18 protein-coding genes are annotated in these 19109 nt (G+C 56.3%); all 18 read right to left on the bottom strand.

Annotated features, from left to right (window positions below):
- Nucleotides 1–17: 17 nt before the first annotated feature.
- The 18 genes from F4V43_RS05805 to F4V43_RS05725 all read right to left on the bottom strand — a co-directional run bounded on the left by F4V43_RS05805 (nucleotide 18) and on the right by F4V43_RS05725 (nucleotide 18999).
- Complete coding sequence (locus tag F4V43_RS05805) at nucleotides 18–1016, bottom strand: dipeptidase (protein WP_150457294.1); 999 nt, start codon at nucleotides 1014–1016, stop codon at nucleotides 18–20.
- Between the two features lie 130 nt (nucleotides 1017–1146).
- Nucleotides 1147–1407 (bottom strand): stage V sporulation protein S, encoded by a 261-nt coding sequence (locus tag F4V43_RS05800; protein ID WP_025335291.1) that lies wholly within the window; start codon nucleotides 1405–1407, stop codon nucleotides 1147–1149.
- Between the two features lie 201 nt (nucleotides 1408–1608).
- Nucleotides 1609–2403, bottom strand: coding sequence for a TIGR00282 family metallophosphoesterase (locus F4V43_RS05795; RefSeq protein ID WP_150457293.1), 795 nt, complete (start codon nucleotides 2401–2403; stop codon nucleotides 1609–1611).
- A gap of 80 nt (nucleotides 2404–2483) precedes the next feature.
- On the bottom strand, nucleotides 2484–4025 hold the full coding sequence (gene rny, locus F4V43_RS05790) for a ribonuclease Y (protein ID WP_150457292.1): 1542 nt from the start codon (nucleotides 4023–4025) through the stop codon (nucleotides 2484–2486).
- Nucleotides 4026–4302: 277 nt separating this feature from the next.
- Nucleotides 4303–5034, bottom strand: coding sequence for a regulatory protein RecX (locus tag F4V43_RS05785; protein WP_150457291.1), 732 nt, complete (start codon nucleotides 5032–5034; stop codon nucleotides 4303–4305).
- 88 nt (nucleotides 5035–5122) lie between these two features.
- Complete coding sequence (gene recA / locus F4V43_RS05780; RefSeq protein ID WP_150457290.1) at nucleotides 5123–6184, bottom strand: recombinase RecA; 1062 nt, start codon at nucleotides 6182–6184, stop codon at nucleotides 5123–5125.
- 225 nt (nucleotides 6185–6409) lie between these two features.
- Nucleotides 6410–7702 carry a competence/damage-inducible protein A gene (locus F4V43_RS05775; protein ID WP_150457289.1) on the bottom strand — a complete coding sequence of 431 codons (1293 nt, stop codon included), beginning with the start codon at nucleotides 7700–7702 and terminating at the stop codon, nucleotides 6410–6412.
- Nucleotides 7703–7736: 34 nt separating this feature from the next.
- Nucleotides 7737–8321: a CDP-diacylglycerol--glycerol-3-phosphate 3-phosphatidyltransferase gene (gene pgsA / locus F4V43_RS05770; RefSeq protein WP_150457288.1), complete on the bottom strand. Its 585-nt coding sequence runs from the start codon at nucleotides 8319–8321 to the stop codon at nucleotides 7737–7739.
- A gap of 103 nt (nucleotides 8322–8424) precedes the next feature.
- The gene (locus F4V43_RS05765) at nucleotides 8425–8916 is read right to left on the bottom strand and encodes a YajQ family cyclic di-GMP-binding protein (protein WP_150457287.1); all 492 of its coding nucleotides are present in this window, start codon (nucleotides 8914–8916) and stop codon (nucleotides 8425–8427) included.
- 191 nt (nucleotides 8917–9107) lie between these two features.
- Complete coding sequence (locus F4V43_RS19665; RefSeq protein WP_191089487.1) at nucleotides 9108–9269, bottom strand: hypothetical protein; 162 nt, start codon at nucleotides 9267–9269, stop codon at nucleotides 9108–9110.
- A gap of 81 nt (nucleotides 9270–9350) precedes the next feature.
- Nucleotides 9351–10313: a helix-turn-helix domain-containing protein gene (locus F4V43_RS05760; RefSeq protein WP_150457286.1), complete on the bottom strand. Its 963-nt coding sequence runs from the start codon at nucleotides 10311–10313 to the stop codon at nucleotides 9351–9353.
- A 27-nt stretch (nucleotides 10314–10340) separates the two neighbouring features.
- Nucleotides 10341–11108 (bottom strand): DUF3388 domain-containing protein, encoded by a 768-nt coding sequence (locus F4V43_RS05755; protein ID WP_150457285.1) that lies wholly within the window; start codon nucleotides 11106–11108, stop codon nucleotides 10341–10343.
- A 188-nt stretch (nucleotides 11109–11296) separates the two neighbouring features.
- The gene (locus F4V43_RS05750; protein WP_150457284.1) at nucleotides 11297–11560 is read right to left on the bottom strand and encodes a DUF3243 domain-containing protein; all 264 of its coding nucleotides are present in this window, start codon (nucleotides 11558–11560) and stop codon (nucleotides 11297–11299) included.
- 104 nt (nucleotides 11561–11664) lie between these two features.
- Nucleotides 11665–12432 carry an elongation factor P 5-aminopentanone reductase gene (ymfI, locus tag F4V43_RS05745; protein ID WP_150457283.1) on the bottom strand — a complete coding sequence of 256 codons (768 nt, stop codon included), beginning with the start codon at nucleotides 12430–12432 and terminating at the stop codon, nucleotides 11665–11667.
- A 1-nt stretch (nucleotide 12433) separates the two neighbouring features.
- Complete coding sequence (gene yfmH, locus F4V43_RS05740; protein ID WP_150457282.1) at nucleotides 12434–13714, bottom strand: EF-P 5-aminopentanol modification-associated protein YfmH; 1281 nt, start codon at nucleotides 13712–13714, stop codon at nucleotides 12434–12436.
- Between the two features lie 3 nt (nucleotides 13715–13717).
- Nucleotides 13718–14998: an EF-P 5-aminopentanol modification-associated protein YfmF gene (gene yfmF / locus F4V43_RS05735; RefSeq protein WP_150457281.1), complete on the bottom strand. Its 1281-nt coding sequence runs from the start codon at nucleotides 14996–14998 to the stop codon at nucleotides 13718–13720.
- Between the two features lie 209 nt (nucleotides 14999–15207).
- Nucleotides 15208–16086: a spore cortex-lytic enzyme gene (sleB, locus tag F4V43_RS05730; protein ID WP_223879786.1), complete on the bottom strand. Its 879-nt coding sequence runs from the start codon at nucleotides 16084–16086 to the stop codon at nucleotides 15208–15210.
- A 228-nt stretch (nucleotides 16087–16314) separates the two neighbouring features.
- Nucleotides 16315–18999, bottom strand: coding sequence for an FtsK/SpoIIIE family DNA translocase (locus tag F4V43_RS05725; protein ID WP_150457280.1), 2685 nt, complete (start codon nucleotides 18997–18999; stop codon nucleotides 16315–16317).
- Nucleotides 19000–19109: the final 110 nt, after the last annotated feature.

Below are 19109 nucleotides of genomic sequence, written 5' to 3'. Positions count from 1 at the left end.
TTTTTCACAATCTCTTCTTATTTGGGCCCCCTCGGATTCCCTTTATTCACAGCGCTGGAAGGCAGATGGTCGGAGAGGAAGCGCACCGCGTTCCCGCAGCTCCAGTCCCGGACCGCATTCTCGGGATACCTTTTCAGCAGAAGATCCAGGAAGGCAGGGAATCGGCCCGGATGCTCCAAGCCGCGAAGTTTGTCATCAATCCCGTCAAAATCCGACCCGAACGCCAGACTGCGTTCACCCCCCAATTCGCAGATCCGCTCAATATGCGGGATCAGATCTTCCGCCTTTCCCTGACCGCCGTCAGTCACGAACCACGGAAAAAAATTCAGTCCGATCAAGCCTCCGCGTTCGGCAATGGTCCGAATCTGATCGTCTTCCAGATTGCGCCGATGGCGGCAGCCTGCTCTGGCATTGGAATGAGAGGCGATAATGGGCCGTACGAAATTCTCTGCCACCTCCCAGAACCCCCGTTCCGAGAGATGCGACACATCCAGCAGCATCCCATGCTCGCTGCACCATTCCACCAGCCGCTTTCCTTTGGCAGTCAATCCGCCGCCCCGCTCTTCCCCAATTCCGTCCGCCGCCCAGTTGGCCCCGTTCCAGGTAAGGCTCAACAATCGGACTCCAAGCTCATACAGCACTTCCGCGTAGAACAGGCTCCCTTCCAGGCAGTCCGCTCCCTCCAGCGACAGGAGCGCCCAGCGCTGATCCGGACGTTGGAGACGATTCAGCTCGGCGGCTTCCTCTCTCCAGCAGAGCGGCCGAAGCCCTCCGGCTCCGATCACTTCTCTCCGGTAGCATTCGATTTGACGCAGCGCCTGCTCCAGCCGCGGAGAGCCGGAGCCGGGCAGCACGAATACGGCGAAGCACTGCAAGCTCACCCCGCCTTGGCGCATGCGCTTCAAGGTGACATCCAGACCGGAAGAATCTGCAAATTCCAGTTCGGGATTCCGCGCCAGCTTGCTGAGCACATCACAGTGAAGATCGGCGACAGGCCATTGTGAACGTAAAGGCATATTGCTTTCCTCCCTCTCTTGTAACAGCGTATGCAGCCGGTCAAGTCCCTATTTCCGGAACAGCAAAAAAGCAGCGGACCGCCTCCCTGCGCAGGGCTGCGGTCCGCTGCTCGCAATCTATGAATACACTCTATCTGGGCTCCACAATCAATTTGATGGCAGTACGGTCCTCGCCGTCGATCACAATATCGGTAAAAGCAGGAATGCAAATCAGATCGACGCCGCTAGGCGCAACGAATCCCCGGGCGATGGCAACGGCTTTGATGGCTTGGTTCAAGGCACCCGCTCCGATCGCCTGCAGCTCGGCGGCTCCCCGTTCGCGAAGAACGCCCGCCAATGCGCCGGCAACAGAATTCGGATTGGATTTAGCTGATACTTTTAATACATCCATAGTAAGTACCTCCCCTGGGAGAAAATAGTATCCTGCCACTACTGTATGATGTTATTCGCGAGAGAAGAATCTATTCCTTCTTTTTGCAAATGTCCCGGCCAAAAATGGTACTAAAGATACTCTTGTTGGATATTAGAAATATCACACTACTCCCAGATAATTAAGGCAAACTGCCAAAAGCCCTACTACCACCATCCTTCTCTAATCCATTACCCATTCATCTTCCAGGATACGGATTTTCTGTAATTTCGCCGCTTTGCCCGTGGTTTCATCGAGTTCCGCATACAGGCCATGAAGCTGCCATTTCCCCTCATCTACCGTAAATCGGGATGGAAGCTGGGTGGTAAATTTATAGAGTACTGCATCTTTTTCCATACCCAATATTCCTTCTCTTGAACCAACCATCCCGGCATCCGTCAGGTAAGCGGTTCCTCCTGGAAGAATAACATCGTCGTTGCTTTGAACATGGGTGTGGGTACCTACCACGATGGAAGCGCGGCCGTCCATAAAATAGCCCATTGCTATCTTCTCGGACGTCGCTTCTGCATGAAAATCCACAAGGATGCATTTGTGGTCTCTGCGCAGCTCCTCCACAATCTCTTCACCGATCCGGAACGGATCGTCAATCGCCGGCAGGAACGTGCGGCCCTGAAGATTGACAATCGCCAGCTGCTTGCCGTTCCCCTTGACGACCGTATAGCCGCGACCGGGTGTACCCGGAGGGAAATTGGCCGGACGCACCATGCGCTGTTCGTCATCAATGAATTCAAAAATGTCCTTATTGTCCCAGGTATGGTTGCCCATCGTAATGCCGTGAATGCCCCAGTTAAAAAACTCGTTGGCGATCGCCGAGGTGATTCCCCGTCCCGCCGCTGCATTCTCGCCGTTGGCGATAATAAGATGCGGCTGGTACTTGGATTTCAGCTTCGGCAGCATTTCGCGCAGCGCCTTGCGTCCGGTATTGCCGACGATGTCTCCGATAAACAGAACCTTGATGATAATCTCCTCCGATTTCTGATTGACTGCCGTATCAATAAAAGTGGCGCCGGATCGGCGCCACTTTAGGATTTCCTGCCTTATTTAGCGTATTCCACCGCGCGGGTCTCACGAATTACCGTAACCTTGATATGTCCCGGATAATCCAGTTCATTCTCGATGGTCTTCGTGATGTCACGGGCCAGTCTGAAGGCTTCCGCGTCGTCGATCTTGTCAGGCTGCACCATCACGCGAACCTCGCGCCCGGCCTGAATGGCGTACGATTTCTCGACGCCCTCGAAAGACTCGGAGATTTCCTCCAGCTTCTCCAGACGCTTGATATACGTCTCCAGCGTCTCGCGCCGAGCTCCCGGTCTTGCCGCCGACAAGGCGTCGGCTGCTCCAACCAGCATGGCGATGACTGAAGTCGCTTCGGTATCGCCGTGATGAGAAGCGATACTGTTGATAACGACCGGATGTTCCTTGTATTTCTTGGCAAGCTCTACGCCGATTTCAACGTGCGAGCCTTCCACCTCATGGTCGAGCGCTTTGCCGATATCATGCAACAGACCGGCTCGTTTAGCCAGCACGATGTCTTCCCCAAGCTCGCCCGCCATAAGTCCAGTCAAGTAAGCCACTTCCATAGAGTGCTTCAGCACGTTCTGGCCGTAACTGGTCCGGAATTTCAAACGTCCCAGAATCTTAATCAGATCCGGATGCAAACCGTGCACGCCTACCTCGAAGGTGGCCTGCTCGCCATACTCGCGGATTCGTTCGTCCACTTCCTTGCGCGATTTGTCCACCATCTCTTCAATCCGGGCCGGATGGATACGTCCATCGGCAACCAGTTTCTCCAGAGCGGTACGGGCTACTTCGCGGCGAATCGGATCAAATCCCGACAGAATGACCGCTTCCGGTGTATCGTCGATAATCAGATCGATTCCGGTCAGCGTCTCGAGCGCGCGGATGTTGCGTCCCTCGCGGCCGATAATGCGTCCCTTCATCTCTTCGTTCGGCAGAGTAACCACCGAGACTGTTGTTTCCGCCACATGATCGGCGGCGCAGCGTTGGATGGCCAATGTAATGATCTCGCGGGATTTCTTATCCGCTTCTTCCTTGGCCTGCTGCTCAATCTCCTTGATCATCTGCGCAGTTTCGTGGCGAACTTCCTGTTCTACATTGCTGAGAATAATGCTTCTAGCGTCTTCCATCGTCAGGTTGGAGATACGTTCCAGCTCCGTGACCTGATTCCGGTAGATGACATCGATTTGTTGCTGGGTCTCATCAATTCGTTTCTCTTTGTTAGCCACTTGTTCTTCTTTTCGTTCAAGCGATTCCATTTTTTTATCCAGCGATTCTTCCTTTTGCAGCAACCGTCTTTCCTGACGTTGGATTTCATTCCGACGTTCACGGGTTTCCTTCTCGGCCTCGGTACGGATACGATGAACTTCGTCCTTCGCTTCCAGTACCGTCTCCTTCTTCTGCGCTTCCGCTTCCTTCTTCGCGTTCTCCACGATAAGGGCGGCGGCTTCTTCCGCACTGGAAATCTTGGCTTCTGCAAGGGATTTGCGAATAAAATAACCGAACCCAAAGAATAATGTCGCTACAACGAGAACGATGATGATCCAGATCCAAGTTGCCATCTGTTTCACCTCCTCGTTGGTTCCTCCAAGGCATTCCCTGGGACTTGTGCAGCTGTCGTTGAACCATCCATAACGGATGCCATACTGCACACTTGTTGCGCATGGTCACAGCCCGCCGAATCCGGCGATTAACATTCATATAAGTGGAGACAAGAGCCGGATTGCCTTTAAGACCCTTTTTGGGAAGGAAAAAGGGCTTTTGAGGTCATGCCGATTCATGATATATTTTATTCTTTACAAAAAGACGTTGTCAAGAGAGCGGTTCACGGCTTCAAAGTCAATAGAAGTCTTCAATTTCCTCTTCGCCTTCTTCCGCTTCCAGCTTTCGCAGTTCATTCAACACCCGGCGCACGATATCGCCGGAATACCCCCGCCGCATCAAATATGCGCCCGTCTTCCGCCGCCGGTCGATTGCCTCTCCCTTGGAGGAACTCCACTTCCGGCGTCCCAGCTGCAAGGCCCCGTCGAACTCCTCTTCCTCGCTGATTCCTTCAAGCGCCTCCGCAATCAGCGACTTCTCGATCCCCTTCTCCCTCAGTTCCTGACGCACCCAGAGCTTGCCCTTGCGGTGTCCGGTAATCCGCTGCTCCGCCCAGCGGGAAGCATACTGCCGGTCGTCGACGAAGCGCTCCCGGGTAAGCCGTTCGACCGCTACTTCCACCACAGACTCGCTGAATTCCTTCTGGCGCAGACGACGCGAGATTTCGACTGCTGTTCTCGGCTTGCTCTCCAGATACCGAAGACCTTCCGCATAAGCCCGCTGCCGTTCATCCGCCTGGATGATCTCCAGCAGTTCCGTCTTCCCGAAGCTCCGGCCAGACATCATCCGGTACTTAATCATAATATCTTCGTGGATCGGAACGGCAATCTCTCCAAAATAAATGATATACCGGCTGCGGGATTTCTTCATTCTCTCTACCCGGGTAATCTCCAATTCCGTATGTTCCGGGAATGCCAGCAGCGGGTCTTCTTTCTCCTCCTCCGGTTCGGGATTCAGCTGAATAACCATGTGAATTGTCTCTCCCTTAATTTGTCATTGGCTGTAGCAAAAAAGACGCCCTGCATTCTTTCACAGGGCGTCCCGCTCTAAATTCCGCTTATTCCATTTCCAGCAGTGCCTGCTCTTCCTGCTTCTCTTCTTCCAGCTGCGCTTCCGTCGGAGCTGCAACCAGTGTAGTAAGATTGCTCGCTTCGCGAATCTTGTTCTCGATTACTAAGGCGATATCCTGATGTTCTTTCAGGAACTGCTTGGCATTCTCACGTCCCTGACCGAGACGCTCGCCTTCGTAAGAGTACCAGGCGCCGCTCTTATTCACTACATCCATTTCGGTGGCAATATCGATAATGCTGCCCTCTCTCGAAATGCCTTCGCCGTACATAATATCGATGTCGGCCTGCTTGAACGGAGGAGCCACCTTGTTCTTCACAACCTTGATTCGCGTACGGTTACCTACAATGTCGTTGCCCATCTTAATGCTCTCTACGCGGCGCACATCCAGGCGGATGGTCGAGTAGAATTTCAGGGCGCGGCCGCCCGGCGTTGTCTCCGGATTGCCGAACATGACGCCAATCTTCTCGCGAAGCTGGTTAATGAAGATGGCAATGGTCTTCGATTTGTTGATGGACCCCGACAGCTTGCGCAGCGCCTGGGACATCAGACGAGCCTGGAGGCCCACGTGGGAGTCGCCCATCTCGCCTTCAATCTCCGCCTTCGGCACCAAGGCTGCTACCGAGTCCACGACAATAATATCTACTGCACCGCTGCGGACAAGAGCTTCGGCAATCTCCAGCGCCTGTTCGCCGGTATCCGGCTGAGAGAGAAGCAGTTCGTCGATGTTGACGCCAAGCTTGCTTGCATAGCTCGGGTCGAGCGCATGTTCCGCGTCGATGAAGGCGGCCTGTCCGCCCGCTTTCTGAACTTCGGCAATGGCATGCAGCGCAACCGTAGTCTTACCGGAGGATTCCGGTCCGTATACTTCTATAATGCGGCCCTTAGGGATTCCGCCGATTCCCAGAGCAATATCCAAAGCCAGCGATCCGCTGGGTACAATCTCCACTTGCATATGGGTGGATTCGCCAAGCTTCATAATCGAACCCTTACCGAATTGTTTCTCTATTTGACGAAGCGCCATCTCCAGCGCTGCACGACGATCTGACAATCAGATCACATCCTTTTCCCTGTTTATATATATATAATACCTTGTTTTGAGGCCTTTGCCAAGCATTTTCTCGAACATACATTCGTTTTTTTTGTTCCCCTTCAAGCGCGGACGGCCCCTCCGGCGGGAGGGGTCAGCCGGCTTAAAAAAGGAAAAACCGCGGCAAACAATAGATTGCCACGGTCCTTCCGTATACTTCCATTATATAGGATGCAGGTACTAAAATCAAGCGAGATCCGAGCCGCCCAGCGGCGTCTCTACATCCTCGCGCTCCTCCAGCCGGCGCCACAGCCGGTACAGAATCGACTTCACCGAACGGATGCGGATCGTCTCCCGGTTACCGCTCAGGTTAAGCTCGAACACTTCCGTTCTTCCTCCCCGCTCGGCGATGCCGATATAGACCAGCCCCACCGGCTTGCGCTCGGAATAGGCCGGACCCGCCACTCCCGTGATCGACAAGCCGAAGTCGGTATCGGTCAGCATCCGCACCTGCTCGGCAAGCACTTCGGCGACTTCCCGGCTGACGGCTCCGGGGGCGTCCGGACCTTCCAGATAATCCTTGGGCACATTCAGAAGCTTCTGCTTCATTTCGTTGGAATAGCAGACTACACCGCCAAGGAACATCGAGGCGCTGCCCGGAACGCTCGTAATGCTGCTCATCAGCAGCCCTCCGGTGCAGCTCTCGGCGGCGCTGACGGTAAGTCCCGCATCGGCCATCCAGTCGACGATAATCTTCTCCAAGGGCACGTCAATGTCCGCATACATATGCTCGGGAAGCAGCGCCTGAATCTTGTCCTGCAGCTTACCCAGCTTCTCCATAGCTTCCCGCTCCCCGGGAGCCTTGGTGGAGATGCGAATCGTCACTTCGCCCTCTTTGGCATAGGGGGCGATCGTCGGGTCCGTCTGATTGCGAATCAGGTCAATCAGACGGGTCTCCAGCTGCGATTCGCCGATCCCGGCGAACTTCAGCATTTTGGAATACAGCGGCATTTCATCGGTCAGCGCATGCTGCAGCAGCCAAGGCTTCGCCTGTTCCGTGAACATCGGCTCCATCTCCCGGGGCGGTCCGGGAAGGACAATATAGAACCGGCCGTTCTCGGCCAGCGCCAGCCCTACGGCTAGCCCTGTCCCGTTGGGAAGCGGAGTCGCTCCGTCGATCATAAGCGCCTGCTTCCGGTTGTTCTCCGTCATCTCGCGTCCGCGGTCGGTGAAGAAGCGTTCCACCTGATCCATGGCAATGCGGTCGGTATGGAGATCCCGGCCCAGAACGGCCGCCAGCGTCTCTTTGGTCAAATCATCCTCGGTCGGCCCTATGCCGCCGGTGAACAACAGGATGTCCGCCCGGCCGCGGGCAATCTCCACCGCTTCCTGCAGACGCGCCGGGTTGTCCCCGACTACGGTCTGGAAATAGACGTCAATACCGAGCGCCGCCAGTTCCAGCGACAGGAAGCGGGCATTGCTGTTCACAATTTGGCCAAGCAGCAGTTCCGTTCCGACTGCAATAATTTCTGCTTTCATCCTCGCCTCGCGCCTTTCGGGTCTGTATTTGTATTCAAGCGTTGTCCAGCTGCAGCAATTCCTTGTTCTTGACAAAATAGTCCACGCCCGAAATGATCGTTACAATGGCCGCAGCCCAGATGGCTATATCGTCAAACGGAATACTGATGAACTGGAACGGGAAATTGTTAAGCAGGAGCAGTGAAATCGCCACGATCTGAAGAATCGTTTTGAGCTTGCCCCATTTGCTCGCCGCGACGACCTTCCCCTCCAGAAGAGCGATCTGGCGAAGACCGGTCACCGCGAATTCTCTGAATATAATGACAATGACAATCCACGAATCGCAGCGTCCCAGCTCGACCAGCGAGATCAGGACGGCCGAAATCAGGAGCTTGTCCGCCAGCGGATCCAGCAGCTTGCCCAGATTGGTCACCAGGTTGTGCTTGCGGGCGATATAGCCGTCGATCCCGTCCGTACTCGCAGCAAGCAGGAATAATATAGCTGCAATCAAATGATTGACGGACAGTTCAAAGGAACCCCAATGCAGCTGTGCATAAAAATCAAAATCCACCAGCAAAAAAAACATCATGATCGGAATCAGACATATCCGCGCAAGCGTGATGCGGTTGGGCAAATTCACGAATCTTCCTCCCCCGGACTCTTATAATTTAGCCATTAAACGGTCGAAGCAAACAGCAAAGCACCCCGCCATCGGAAAGCTGGCATCCGGCGGGGCGCGTCCATCACTTCAGGTTCGTGAACTGCAAATCCAGCGGCAGATCCGCTTTGCGGAGCAGCGCGATAATCTGCTGCAGGTCGTCGCGGCTCTTGCCCGTAACCCGGATCTGGTCACCTTGAATCTGGCTCTTCACCTTAAGCTTCGAGTCCCGGATCAGGATGTTGATCTTCTTGGCATTGTCCTGGTCGATGCCCTGCTTCAGCCCGAGACGCTGACGGACCGTGCCGAGAGATGCAGGCTCGATCTTGCCGTAATCCAGATTCTTCAGCGTAATTCCCCGTTTGACCATCTTGGACTGCAAAATGTCAATAACAGCATTCAGCTTGTATTCATCGTCGGAGGCGATGATAAGGGCGTCCTTCTCCAGCTTCAGGCTGCTCTTGCTTCCTTTGAAATCGAACCGGTTCTCAATTTCCTTCTCGGTCTGATGAATCGCATTGGTCAGTTCCTGAATATCCATCTTCGATACAATATCAAACGAGCTTTCCGAACTCATGCTTCCACGTCCTTTTTACAATACTTTCTTGCAGCTACTCTATTATATGAAAAAGTTCCATCCAAGTCTAACCCGTGAACGGAGCAGCAGGATTATCCTTCCACCCATGGAAAAGACCCGCGAACGCGGGTCCTCTCTCCTTGCGGCTTCCGCCGGCTCGGGGCATGGCGCGCCTGCCCCTTTAAGGCAGCCTATCTGCTGCGGGCAGGGTTCCGGAACATATCCAGAATGCCCAGCACGATATGGGCCAGGCCGAATCCCAGAATACCGTAGCCCCAGGCCCCCGGGGTCAAATAATAACCGAGCAGGCTGACAATGATGCCCAGACCGGTTACGATCCAACTGACCGTCATGATCATACACCTCGCTTTGGTGTGAAGAAACTGTAAATCAACGTTAGTTTCTCCATCTGCCACAAGGGTATGCATCGGGGCTTAATCGCCGGATTGTTCCGTGCCTGCTTCTGTTCCGGCAGCATCGCCGGCTGCACCGCCGTCCGCGGAAGTGCCGGTCCCGCCGCTGTCCAATTCAAGCAAAATTCGCGAGGTCGTCTTGCCGTCCGTCACCGTCTGTCCGTTCACGGTAATGGTGGTATACGGCGAATTGCCGGATTTGATGTACAGGCCCGCGCTGTCCAGCGTATACGTGAAGTGATCGCCCGAGGCCGTTGTGGCGAAATTCAGCTTCTCTCCCTTGGAATTCGTTCCCCGGTATACTTCCAGCCAGCTCTCTCCGGTGGCGTCAATGACGACCTGCGGGGCGCTGCCCGTCACTTTGAAGACGGTGGTCTTGCCCGACTTGCGGTCTTGAACGACTGTCCCGTCCGCCTCCGGAGACGGGGATGGAGACGGCGACGGGGAAGGCTCAACCGACGGCGCAGCCGAAGGATCGGCACCGGCTCCCGCATGGGTAGGCGCCGGGCTTGCGGCCTGTCCGGCCGAAGGGGCGGCGCTCGGCAGCTTGGAACTCTCCGTTAAATTAACAGGGTCCGTCTTCTCGCTGTCGGAATGTCCCCAGTTCGAGGCATAGATATAGATCACCGCAAGAATCAACACGGGGAACACCCACATCAGCACCGTCGGAAGCCACTTGACGCTCCGCTGACTCTCCGAACGACGGCTCCGCTGCGACATGACAGTCTCCATCGTCGACGGCTCGGCAGCCGGAGGCTGGACCATTCCCTGCTCCTGCATCAGCTCGTCGGGGTTGACTCCGACCGCCTCCGCATACGTCTTGATGAACGCCCGGACATAAAAGCTTCCAGGCAGAGCCTTGTAATCTCCGGCTTCAATCGCTTCCAGGTATTTCTTGCGGATCTTGGTGACTTCCTGGACATCGTCCAGGCTCATCCCCTTCTGCAGTCGCGCTTCCTTCAGCTGCCGGCCAAGTTCCGACATGCTCTCATCTCCTTTTATCCGTCCGGCCTACAGGTCGTCGCTGTAGCTGGCTGTAAAGTTGTCGTACACAATCTCTTCGCCCGGAGTGCTCCGAAGCTCGATAATAATATCAAAATCATCGAACGTGTAGTTCGATTCTCTCACAAAAATATCGGGATGCTCGATCACCTTGGTGCTCGGCATCGACATGATCGCCTCCAGCAGCTGATAGTGCTTCTCGCTGGAACGGATGGTGCTGATGATGCCGTCAATAATGAACACATTATGCGGATTCATCTCGTCCTCGGCCAGCTGGCTTCGGACCGTCTGGCGCAGCAGCGTCGAGGACACAAACGTCCACCGCTTCATCGCGCAGACACTGCCCGCAATAATGGATTCGGTCTTGCCGACGCGCGGCATTCCCCGAAGACCGATGACTTGATTGCCCTCCCGCTTGAACAGTTCGCCCAGGAAATCGACAAGCAGCCCCAGTTCATCCCGGGTAAAACGGAAGGTCTTCCTATCGTCGGAATCCCGGTCGATGTATCGGCCATGCCTTACCGCGAGCCGGTCCACCAGTCTCGGCGAACGCAGCGCGGTCACCGTTATATTCTCCACCTTCTTGAGCATCTGGCCCAGAAGGCTGATCTTCTCGTCGTCGCTGGTCTCCAGCAGCATCCCCCGGGTCTTGCCCTCCACCCCGTTGATGGTCAATATGTTGACTTCCAACATGCCCAGCATGGAAGCGATGTCGCCGAGCAGTCCCGGCCGGTTCTTATGTATCTTGTATTCCAGATACCATTGTTTGTATTCCAAGCGATTACACCCCGTAACTTCCTAGTTCCCGGATTCGACCTCTCCCGCCGGGAAAGGCAAAAAATCGACAGCCCGTTGACGGGTCCGGGTCATGTTAATGATATATAAAAAGAAAATGAAAGGCAAGCCGTGAAAAACCGCATATGTAAAAAGCCCCCGCTAAGGGGAGCTTCTTGCACTGCGGCAGGCTACGCGTTTTTTTTGGCCAGCCTTACCATGAGCGACGCAATGGTATGGCGCTCGGCTTCGTCGCCGACGTCCCACAGCTCCTTGATCGCCCGGTTGGAAGGGTTCTGGGGATCGACTTTGTTATCGAGGAACTCCCCGATCTCAAAGGCCAGCTTGGAAATGGTATCTTCGCTCATTCCCATCTTCTCGGCCTGCACGACCCGTTCTCCCAGAAACTTCTTCCACGTATCAAAATTCTTGATAACGGATGACTCTGTTGACATCTTAAATCCTCCTCATGATGAGATTTAATAGCAACAGTCTTACTATGTCCTTCCGCCATCCCGGTTATGCCTGGTGAGTGTTCCCAAGCTCTCCGAAGACGTTCTCAGGTGATCCAGCCCCCGTTGGGGCTGATGACCTGGCCTGTAATGTAACCGGATTCCGGCAGCGCGAGGAAATAGACGAGCGAAGAGACATCCTCCGGCGACGCGAGCCGTCCCGCAGGAATTTCTTCTTCCAGCGAACGGACCTCTTCATCGGCAAAGCCTTCCATCATCCGGGTCATCACGGCTCCCGGAGCGACGGCGTTCACCGTCACGCCGGAAGGCGCAAGTTCCTTGGCCAGAGCCTTCGTGAATGCATTCATCCCGCCTTTGCTGGCCGAATAGGCCACCTCGCAGGAAGCGCCCGAGATTCCCCACACCGACGAAATATTAATAATTCGGCCATACCGCTGGGAGACCATGTGCCGCATGAAGATCTGGCTGCACATAAAGGCGCTTTTTAAATTCACGGCCATCAGATCGTCCCATTCCGCATCGGTCAAATCCGCCAGCATGCCGTAATGCGCCCGTCCCGCGTTGTTCACCAGAATATCGGGCCGCATCCCTTCGGCCTCCAGCCGCTCCGCCATACGCTCCAGCTGGACCCGGTCTCTCAAGTCCGCCTTGACGGTCATCGCCCGGGCGCCTTGCTCCAGACACCGGCGGGCCACTTCATTCGCCGCTTCATGGGACTGCATGTAGTGAATCGCCACACCCATTCCGACTGAAGCGAACCGTTCGGCGACCGCCCCCCCAATGCCGCCGCTTCCCCCCGTGACCAGCACGTTCATCTCCCGAAGGGATTTGGCTCCCCCGGTCTCCTCTCTCATCTCAGGGACTCACCACCAGGGACACGGCAAGCCGGTTCCAGTCCACATGGGAGCGCAGACGTTCATTGACTTCCTCAAGCGTGATCGATTCATAAGTCGGGAGCACCTCGAACAGATCTCCTCCACGGAACTGGTAACGCGTGAATTCATGGGCAATGCTCTCCGGCGAGTTCAGCATGCGAAGGTAGGAGCCGATTTTTTTGCTCCGCGCCCGCTCGAAATCGTCTTCCCGGAAGCCAGAGGCCAGAATTGGCTCTACCAGCTCGCGGAACCGGCCAAGCAGCAGATCGGGGTCCCTTGTGTCTCCGCCGATTGCCGAGAAAGCATATTGCGGCGAGCTGTTGAATTCGTGTCCGAAGCTGTCGGAGATCAGGTCTTCTTCATAGAGCGTCTGATAAAGATTGGTGCTGCTGCCGACCAGCAGATCCAGCATCAGCTTGGTGATCAGGTCGCGGCGCACCGCTTCCGGGCCGTCAAGGCCGGCTTCCGCCTCCTTGAACCCGAAGAGGCACTTCGGAAGGGAGACCGGGAGTCTGCACTCCTTGCGCTTAAGGCCGACCTCCGCCGGTTCCGTCTCGAAGATCCGCTCGATTTCGCCCTGCGGGCCGTAGGATTTGGCACTCTGATTCTTCCGCACCAGCTTGAAGACCGCTTCGGGATCGACGCCGCCTACAACGAACAGCAGCATGTTGCTCGGATGGTAGAACGCATTGTAGCAGGTATAGAGCGTATCTTTTGTAATTGTGGAGATGGAATCCACCGTACCGGCGATGTCAATGCGGACCGGATGCTTCGTATACATCGCTTCGATCAGTCCGAAATAGACGCGCCAGTCCGGGTTGTCGGCATACATGTTGATCTCCTGGCCGATGATGCCCTTCTCCTTCTCCACGTTCTGTTCCGTAAAATAAGGCCGCTGCACAAAGTCGATCAGCGTCGAAAGGTTGGTCTCAATCTTCTCGGTCGCCGAGAAGAGGTACACCGTCTGTTCAAAGCTGGTAAACGCATTGGCGGAAGCTCCGTTGGAAGCAAAGGTGGCGAAGATATCGCCTTCGGGTTCCTCGAACATTTTATGCTCCAGAAAATGGGCGATTCCGTCAGGGACGGTTACTTCCTCCTGCCCCGCTACCCGGAAATGATTGTCCACGGAACCGTATTTGGTTGCAAACGTGGCATAGGTCTTCGTAAATCCCTGCTTCGGCAGGACGTAGACTTGAAGCCCGTTGTCCATCACTTCGCGGTACAGGGTCTCTTGAAGGCGTTCATAATGTAGAGTCTCCATCGGTTAAACCTCCTTCTGTCCGGTCAGGAAATAGATCGTATCCAGCCGGAACGCGTCCGCCGCCTGCTTCACATCGTCCGCCGACACCTGCTGCACCAGATCGATCAGTTCCGAGGTCGTCCGGTCCTTGCCGGACAGCTGGCGGTTGAAGTCGAACGAGATCATTTCAAAAGCCGAATCCTGGATTTCCAGCAGCAGGTTGCGAATCATCGCTTTGGTCTGGTTGAGTTCCAGATCGCTGATATTTCCGTTCCGCATGTCTTCAAGCTGTCGGCGGATAATATCCACCGCCTTGTCGTAATTCGGGATCTCGATACCCGACTGGATCGTGCCGATTCCTTTGTGCCCGTCGTAACGGGAGGAAGCATAGTAAGCCAGACTCTCCTTCTCCCGGACGTTCACGAACAGCTTGGAATGCGGATATCCGCCCAGGATTCCGTTGTACATCAGGGCCGCTGGGTAAGCATCGTCCTTATAGGTGATGGAGGTCCGCTGCCCCATGTTCAGCTTGCCCTGTCCCACATCGAGCTTCTCCACCACGGTCTGGACCTCGCGCGCTTGGGGAATTTGAACGCGGGACTCATACGGAAGCGTGGCGTTTCGCTCCAAGGAGAAGTATTGGCGGGCCAGCCGCTCCACCTCTTCGGCGGTTGTATCTCCAACAACGTACAGATCCAGAATCGCGCCGTCCAGCCAGCTGCGGTAGGAGCTGTACAGGCTCTCCGGCGTGACCGGTTCAAGATCGGAGCGCTGACCCAGCGGATACAAGCGGTAAGGTTCATCCTTGCACATCTCTTCAATGCATCGTTCAGCCGCATAGCGGGCCTTGTCGTTGATGATCGCTTCCAGCTTCTTGCGCACGGTCTCTTTCTCTGTGGCCACATAAGCGGAACGGAATACGCCGTTGTCCAGCAGCGGATGCGTGAGCACCTGGCCGAGAAACTCGAACGATTCGGCGAGCAGGCTCTTCGGACTGGAGACAAAAGCGTCGTTGATCGTGTCCATTCGGAACTGCACAATCTGATAATCGCCGCGCTTGTAGACATCGAAGCCGAATCCGGCTCCGTAGAGCTCCTCCAGCCGCTTCCGGAATTCAGACGTTTCGGGATAAGCGGCCGTGCCCCGGCGAAGCACGAACGGAATAAGCGCCGTCTGCGTAACCGTGTCTTCCGCCAGCGGAATACCGGCGTACAGCGAAATGGCGAAGGTCTTGAATGTCTTGGTCGGCAGCACATGCAGGCGGAGTCCGCCGACGGAACCATGCTGGAACGTGTGATTGGTCAATTCCAAAACTCCTTTTCGTGGGGAGGCATTCTGAAGTCAATGCCTGCGGGATAAGGTGCTTGTTACCATGTTTATGAAGTAATATTTATTCTAAACCATTCCAAACAAAGGAAGCAACCGGAGGAAGAGGCTCCGGTTGCTCCATTTCAGTCGGCTGCCGGATTCCTCCGGCTATCCCGGAAGCAGCCTGCTCCGCAAGGGGTGCTGAATTACATGCAGAAAATATGCTCTCCGATCGTCTTGACCTGCGGACGGCTCCAGATCCACTTGGAGGTTGCCGTCTTGGGATTAAAATAATACAGACAGCCGCCGGTCGGGTCCCATCCGTTCAGCGCCTGCTGAACCGCCTTGCGGGCCTGCTCGTTCGGTTCCAGATAAATCTGTCCGTCCGCAACGGCCGTGAAGGCGCCCGGCTGGAAGATGACGCCGGACGGCGTATTCGGGAAGCTCGGGGATTTCACCCGGTTCAGAATAACCGCAGCAACGGCAACCTGGCCTTCAAAAGGCTCCCCGCGCGCTTCGCCGTAGACGGCGTTGGCCATGATCCGCAGGTCGTTCTCCGACAAGCCCATCGTGTTGCCGGAGGACAGCTCCGCCGTATTCTTCGTCTGGTTCCCGCCGGAGCCTGCTGTTCCGTTCTGACCTTCATTTCCCGAAGCCGTCTTCGGTTCAGTCGGCTTCCAGTCCTTGGTTGCGTTATACAATTTCAGCTTCGTCTTCGCTCCGACGATACCATCGGCTGTCATTCCGAATTTCCATTGGAACCATTTGACGGAGTTCAGCGTTTTGGAACCGAACTGGCTGTCAATCTTGCCGTCGTAGTAGCCGAGGTATTTCAACCGGCCCTGCAATTCGTAAATATCCTGACCGGAAGCACCGTATCGAAGCGGCGCCGTTCCGAAGGCAGGAAGGGCCTCATTGCCAAATTCATCCGGCCCGGTGAGGACCCCTTCTTGGCTGGCAAGTGCGGGGGATGGCTTGGAGTCCCGTTCGGGATGCGCGCCTCCTCTGTAGTAGTGTCCGGTCAGCGGAGCCGCAGCGAGCGTAAGAGTCAGTGCGGCCATGATCCACAGCTTCGTTTTGTTCATTTGGCTTCGCTCTACCTTTCTCTTGTAAGTTCTGCATGGATGGCTAAAGTTATTATGACGAAGCCGCGCCGTTCCTATGCATTGTCCTTTTCAAGCCTTCTCCCCGCTTCTCCCCTCCTTGACTTCGCAGGCTCTCTCTTCCTGATTGCGCGCACCAAAAAAAGCTGCTGCGCCAGCGGAGAAATGAACTCCCGTTGACACACACAGCTTCTGTCCTAGCGCAAAAACTTATGAACTGATTCGGCTCTGCTGGTATTGCTCCAGCGAGACCAGCACCTCGCGCGGTTTGCTGCCCTCATAGGGGCCGATGACGCCCCGGGCTTCCATCGAATCAATCAGACGGGCGGCCCGGGTATACCCGACGCGCATCCGCCGCTGCAGCAGCGAGACCGAGGCCTGCTTCGCCTCCAGCACAATCTGGACCGCCTGATCGTACAGCTCATCCTGCGGCTCGTCCGGGCTGTCGCCGGACTCGTCCACTTCAGGCACGAGCGATTCGTCGTACTGCGCCTCTCCCTGGCTGCTCACATACTGCACGATCGCTTCCACTTCGCCGTCGCTCATGAAGGCGCCCTGAACGCGAATCGGCTTCGAAGAACCCATCGGCATGAACAGCATGTCTCCGCGGCCCAGCAGCTTCTCGGCGCCCGCCATATCGAGGATGGTCCGCGAGTCCACCTGGGAGGACACGCCGAACGCGATGCGGGACGGGATATTCGCCTTGATTACGCCGGTAATGACGTCCACCGAAGGACGCTGCGTAGCGATGATCAGGTGGATGCCTGCGGCGCGGGCCATCTGGGCCAGCCGACAGATCGCATCCTCTACATCTCCCGCAGCGACCATCATCAGATCGGCAAGCTCATCGACGATGACCACAATATAAGGCAGAACCGCAGCCGGGTTATCCTTCATCAGCGCATTGTAGCCCTCGACATTCCGGGTGCCCGACTTCGAGAACAGCTCGTAGCGCTTCTCCATCTCGACGACAATCTTCTTCAGCGCCAGACTGGCGCGCTTCGGATCCGTTACAACGGGCGCCATCAAATGAGGTATGCCGTTGTATACATTCAGCTCGACCATCTTCGGATCGACCATCAGAAACTTGACTTCATTGGGCTTCGCCTTGTACAGAATGCTGGTAATAATCCCGTTGATGCAGACCGATTTACCCGAGCCCGTTGCCCCCGCCACAAGCAGATGGGGCATACGGGCCAGATTCCCGATGATCGTCTGCCCGGAAATATCCCGGCCGAAGGCAATGGTCAGCTTCGATTCCGCGTCCTGGAACGTCTGCGTCTCCATGACCTCGCGCATAGTGACCAGCGATACTTCAGGATTCGGCACTTCGATGCCGATGGCCGATTTGCCGGGAATCGGCGCTTCCATCCGGATATCCTTGGCGGCCAGCGCGAGGGCGATATCGTCGGTCAGACTGACGATCCGGCTGACCTTGACGCCGATATCCGGCTGAATCTCGTACCGGGTCACCGCAGGGCCGCGGACCACTTCCAGCACCTTCGCGCGCACCCCGAAGCTCTCGAGCGTCGCTTCAAGCTTCCGGGCCGTCTGCATGTAGTCGTTCTGATCGCCGCCCTTGCCGGCGCCGCTTGGCTTGGAGAGCAGCCGGAACGGCGGCAGCTTATAAGGTTTAGGCGGCGGAGGCGGAGGCGAAGCGACAGCTTCCCTTTCCTCCCCCGGCGCAGCCGGAGGGTCCCCCGGCAAACCTTCTGCCCCGTCCGGGATTCCGGCGTCGGCTGCCGCCCGGGCCATCAAGGCAGCCGCTTCCGCCGGATCTCCTTCGCCGCTCTGTTCCGACAGGCGGGCGGAGTGCTTCAGGCCGTCGATTCGGGCAGTCGGAGAGAATTCCGACCACTCTTCCCGGTCCTCCCGGCTCAACCCTTCGCTTCGGATGTGCTCGAAGAAGTCCCGGATGATTGGGGTCACTTCCATCGCCTCGTCGTCCAGGTCCTCGGGGTCCTCTTCATCGGCCAGGCTTCTCCAATCGGCCGGCTCGGTAAATCCCGACAGAATCGGCCCGCTGCCTGCGGCCGCCTCTCTCTCCGTCTGCTGCGGTTCCCCGGCCGTTTCCCGTTCTTCGGAACGGGCCCGAATGTTCAGGCGCTTCAGAAGCGCCGCTCCCGAGCGTCCCGGGCTTGCAATCGGCGGTTCTTCATGCTCCTCGTCCTGCGGCACGGCAACCGCCGGCATAGCGGCAGCGGCCGGCTTGCGCCCACCCGTCCGAGGAGCTGCGGGCACCGCCTTGGGACGGTTGGCGGAACGCTGGCGCAGGTTCTCGGCAAGCTTGACCGCCCGAGTGCGGAGCAGCACAGCCAGCTCCACATAGGACAAATTCGTAATCAGCATGAAGCTGATCGCCAGCATGACGATCATCAGCAGCTTGGCTCCGAGGGTACCGAACAGCCACAGCAGCACTGCAAATTGCAGGGCGCCGACATAGCCGCCGCTGATGTCTTTGCCCAGCATGTACATTCCGTGCTCATCCCCGCCCGGCGTCAAGGCTCCGGCCAGATCGCGCTGGGTCTGGGCGAGCACCTGTCCCGGCTGAAGCAGATGGATCGGTCCAAGCTTGTGCTCCATAGCCGAAATGCTGCTCATGAGCGTCAGCGCCATGACCAGAAGCAGAACGCCCGTCAGCCTGCTGCTCCAGGAGGACGGCCATCTGCGGTGAATCATGACCATCAGTCCGTACCAGATCCCGGCCAGCGGCAGCGCAAAATAGAACCGCCCCAGCAAATACCCGGAAAGATTGGACAGGGAACGGCCGACCGCCGCTTCGCCCGACAGCGCGATGACGGACAAGGTAATCAGAATAATTCCATAAATTTCATATTTCAAGAAGCTGCCGAGCAGCGCCTGTTTTTTCTTTTTGCGTTTCTTCCGTTTAGCCACGCCAGCCACCCCCGAGCTATCATTATAGCACAATTTGGCATGGCGTACCTATGTTCTCTTTTGTCGGAAAGAGGCGGCTCGGGTCGCTATTTCCCGCTTGTCCGGGCTCG

Origin of the sequence: Paenibacillus spiritus, from assembly GCF_008710135.1 — a bacterium.
Taxonomy (GTDB): Bacteria; Bacillota; Bacilli; order Paenibacillales; family Paenibacillaceae; genus Paenibacillus_AQ; species Paenibacillus_AQ glufosinatiresistens.
The sequence above is the reverse complement of the archived record's forward strand: the minus strand, read 5'-3'. Positions and strand labels throughout refer to the sequence as shown.

Bases quoted from the DNA above. Each gene is read 5' to 3' on its own strand.
- F4V43_RS05805 (WP_150457294.1), bottom strand. From the start codon at position 1,016: ATGCCTTTACGTTCACAATGGCCTGTCGCCGATCTTCACTGTGATGTG.
- F4V43_RS05800 (WP_025335291.1), bottom strand. From the start codon at position 1,407: ATGGATGTATTAAAAGTATCAGCTAAATCCAATCCGAATTCTGTTGCC.
- rny (WP_150457292.1), bottom strand. From the start codon at position 4,025: ATGGCAACTTGGATCTGGATCATCATCGTTCTCGTTGTAGCGACATTA.
- F4V43_RS05785 (WP_150457291.1), bottom strand. From the start codon at position 5,034: ATGGTTATTCAGCTGAATCCCGAACCGGAGGAGGAGAAAGAAGACCCG.
- F4V43_RS05775 (WP_150457289.1), bottom strand. From the start codon at position 7,702: ATGAAAGCAGAAATTATTGCAGTCGGAACGGAACTGCTGCTTGGCCAA.
- F4V43_RS05765 (WP_150457287.1), bottom strand. From the start codon at position 8,916: ATGAGTTCGGAAAGCTCGTTTGATATTGTATCGAAGATGGATATTCAG.
- F4V43_RS19665 (WP_191089487.1), bottom strand. From the start codon at position 9,269: ATGACGGTCAGTTGGATCGTAACCGGTCTGGGCATCATTGTCAGCCTG.
- F4V43_RS05760 (WP_150457286.1), bottom strand. From the start codon at position 10,313: ATGTCGGAACTTGGCCGGCAGCTGAAGGAAGCGCGACTGCAGAAGGGG.
- F4V43_RS05750 (WP_150457284.1), bottom strand. From the start codon at position 11,560: ATGTCAACAGAGTCATCCGTTATCAAGAATTTTGATACGTGGAAGAAG.
- ymfI (WP_150457283.1), bottom strand. From the start codon at position 12,432: ATGAGAGAGGAGACCGGGGGAGCCAAATCCCTTCGGGAGATGAACGTG.
- yfmH (WP_150457282.1), bottom strand. From the start codon at position 13,714: ATGGAGACTCTACATTATGAACGCCTTCAAGAGACCCTGTACCGCGAA.
- sleB (WP_223879786.1), bottom strand. From the start codon at position 16,086: ATGAACAAAACGAAGCTGTGGATCATGGCCGCACTGACTCTTACGCTC.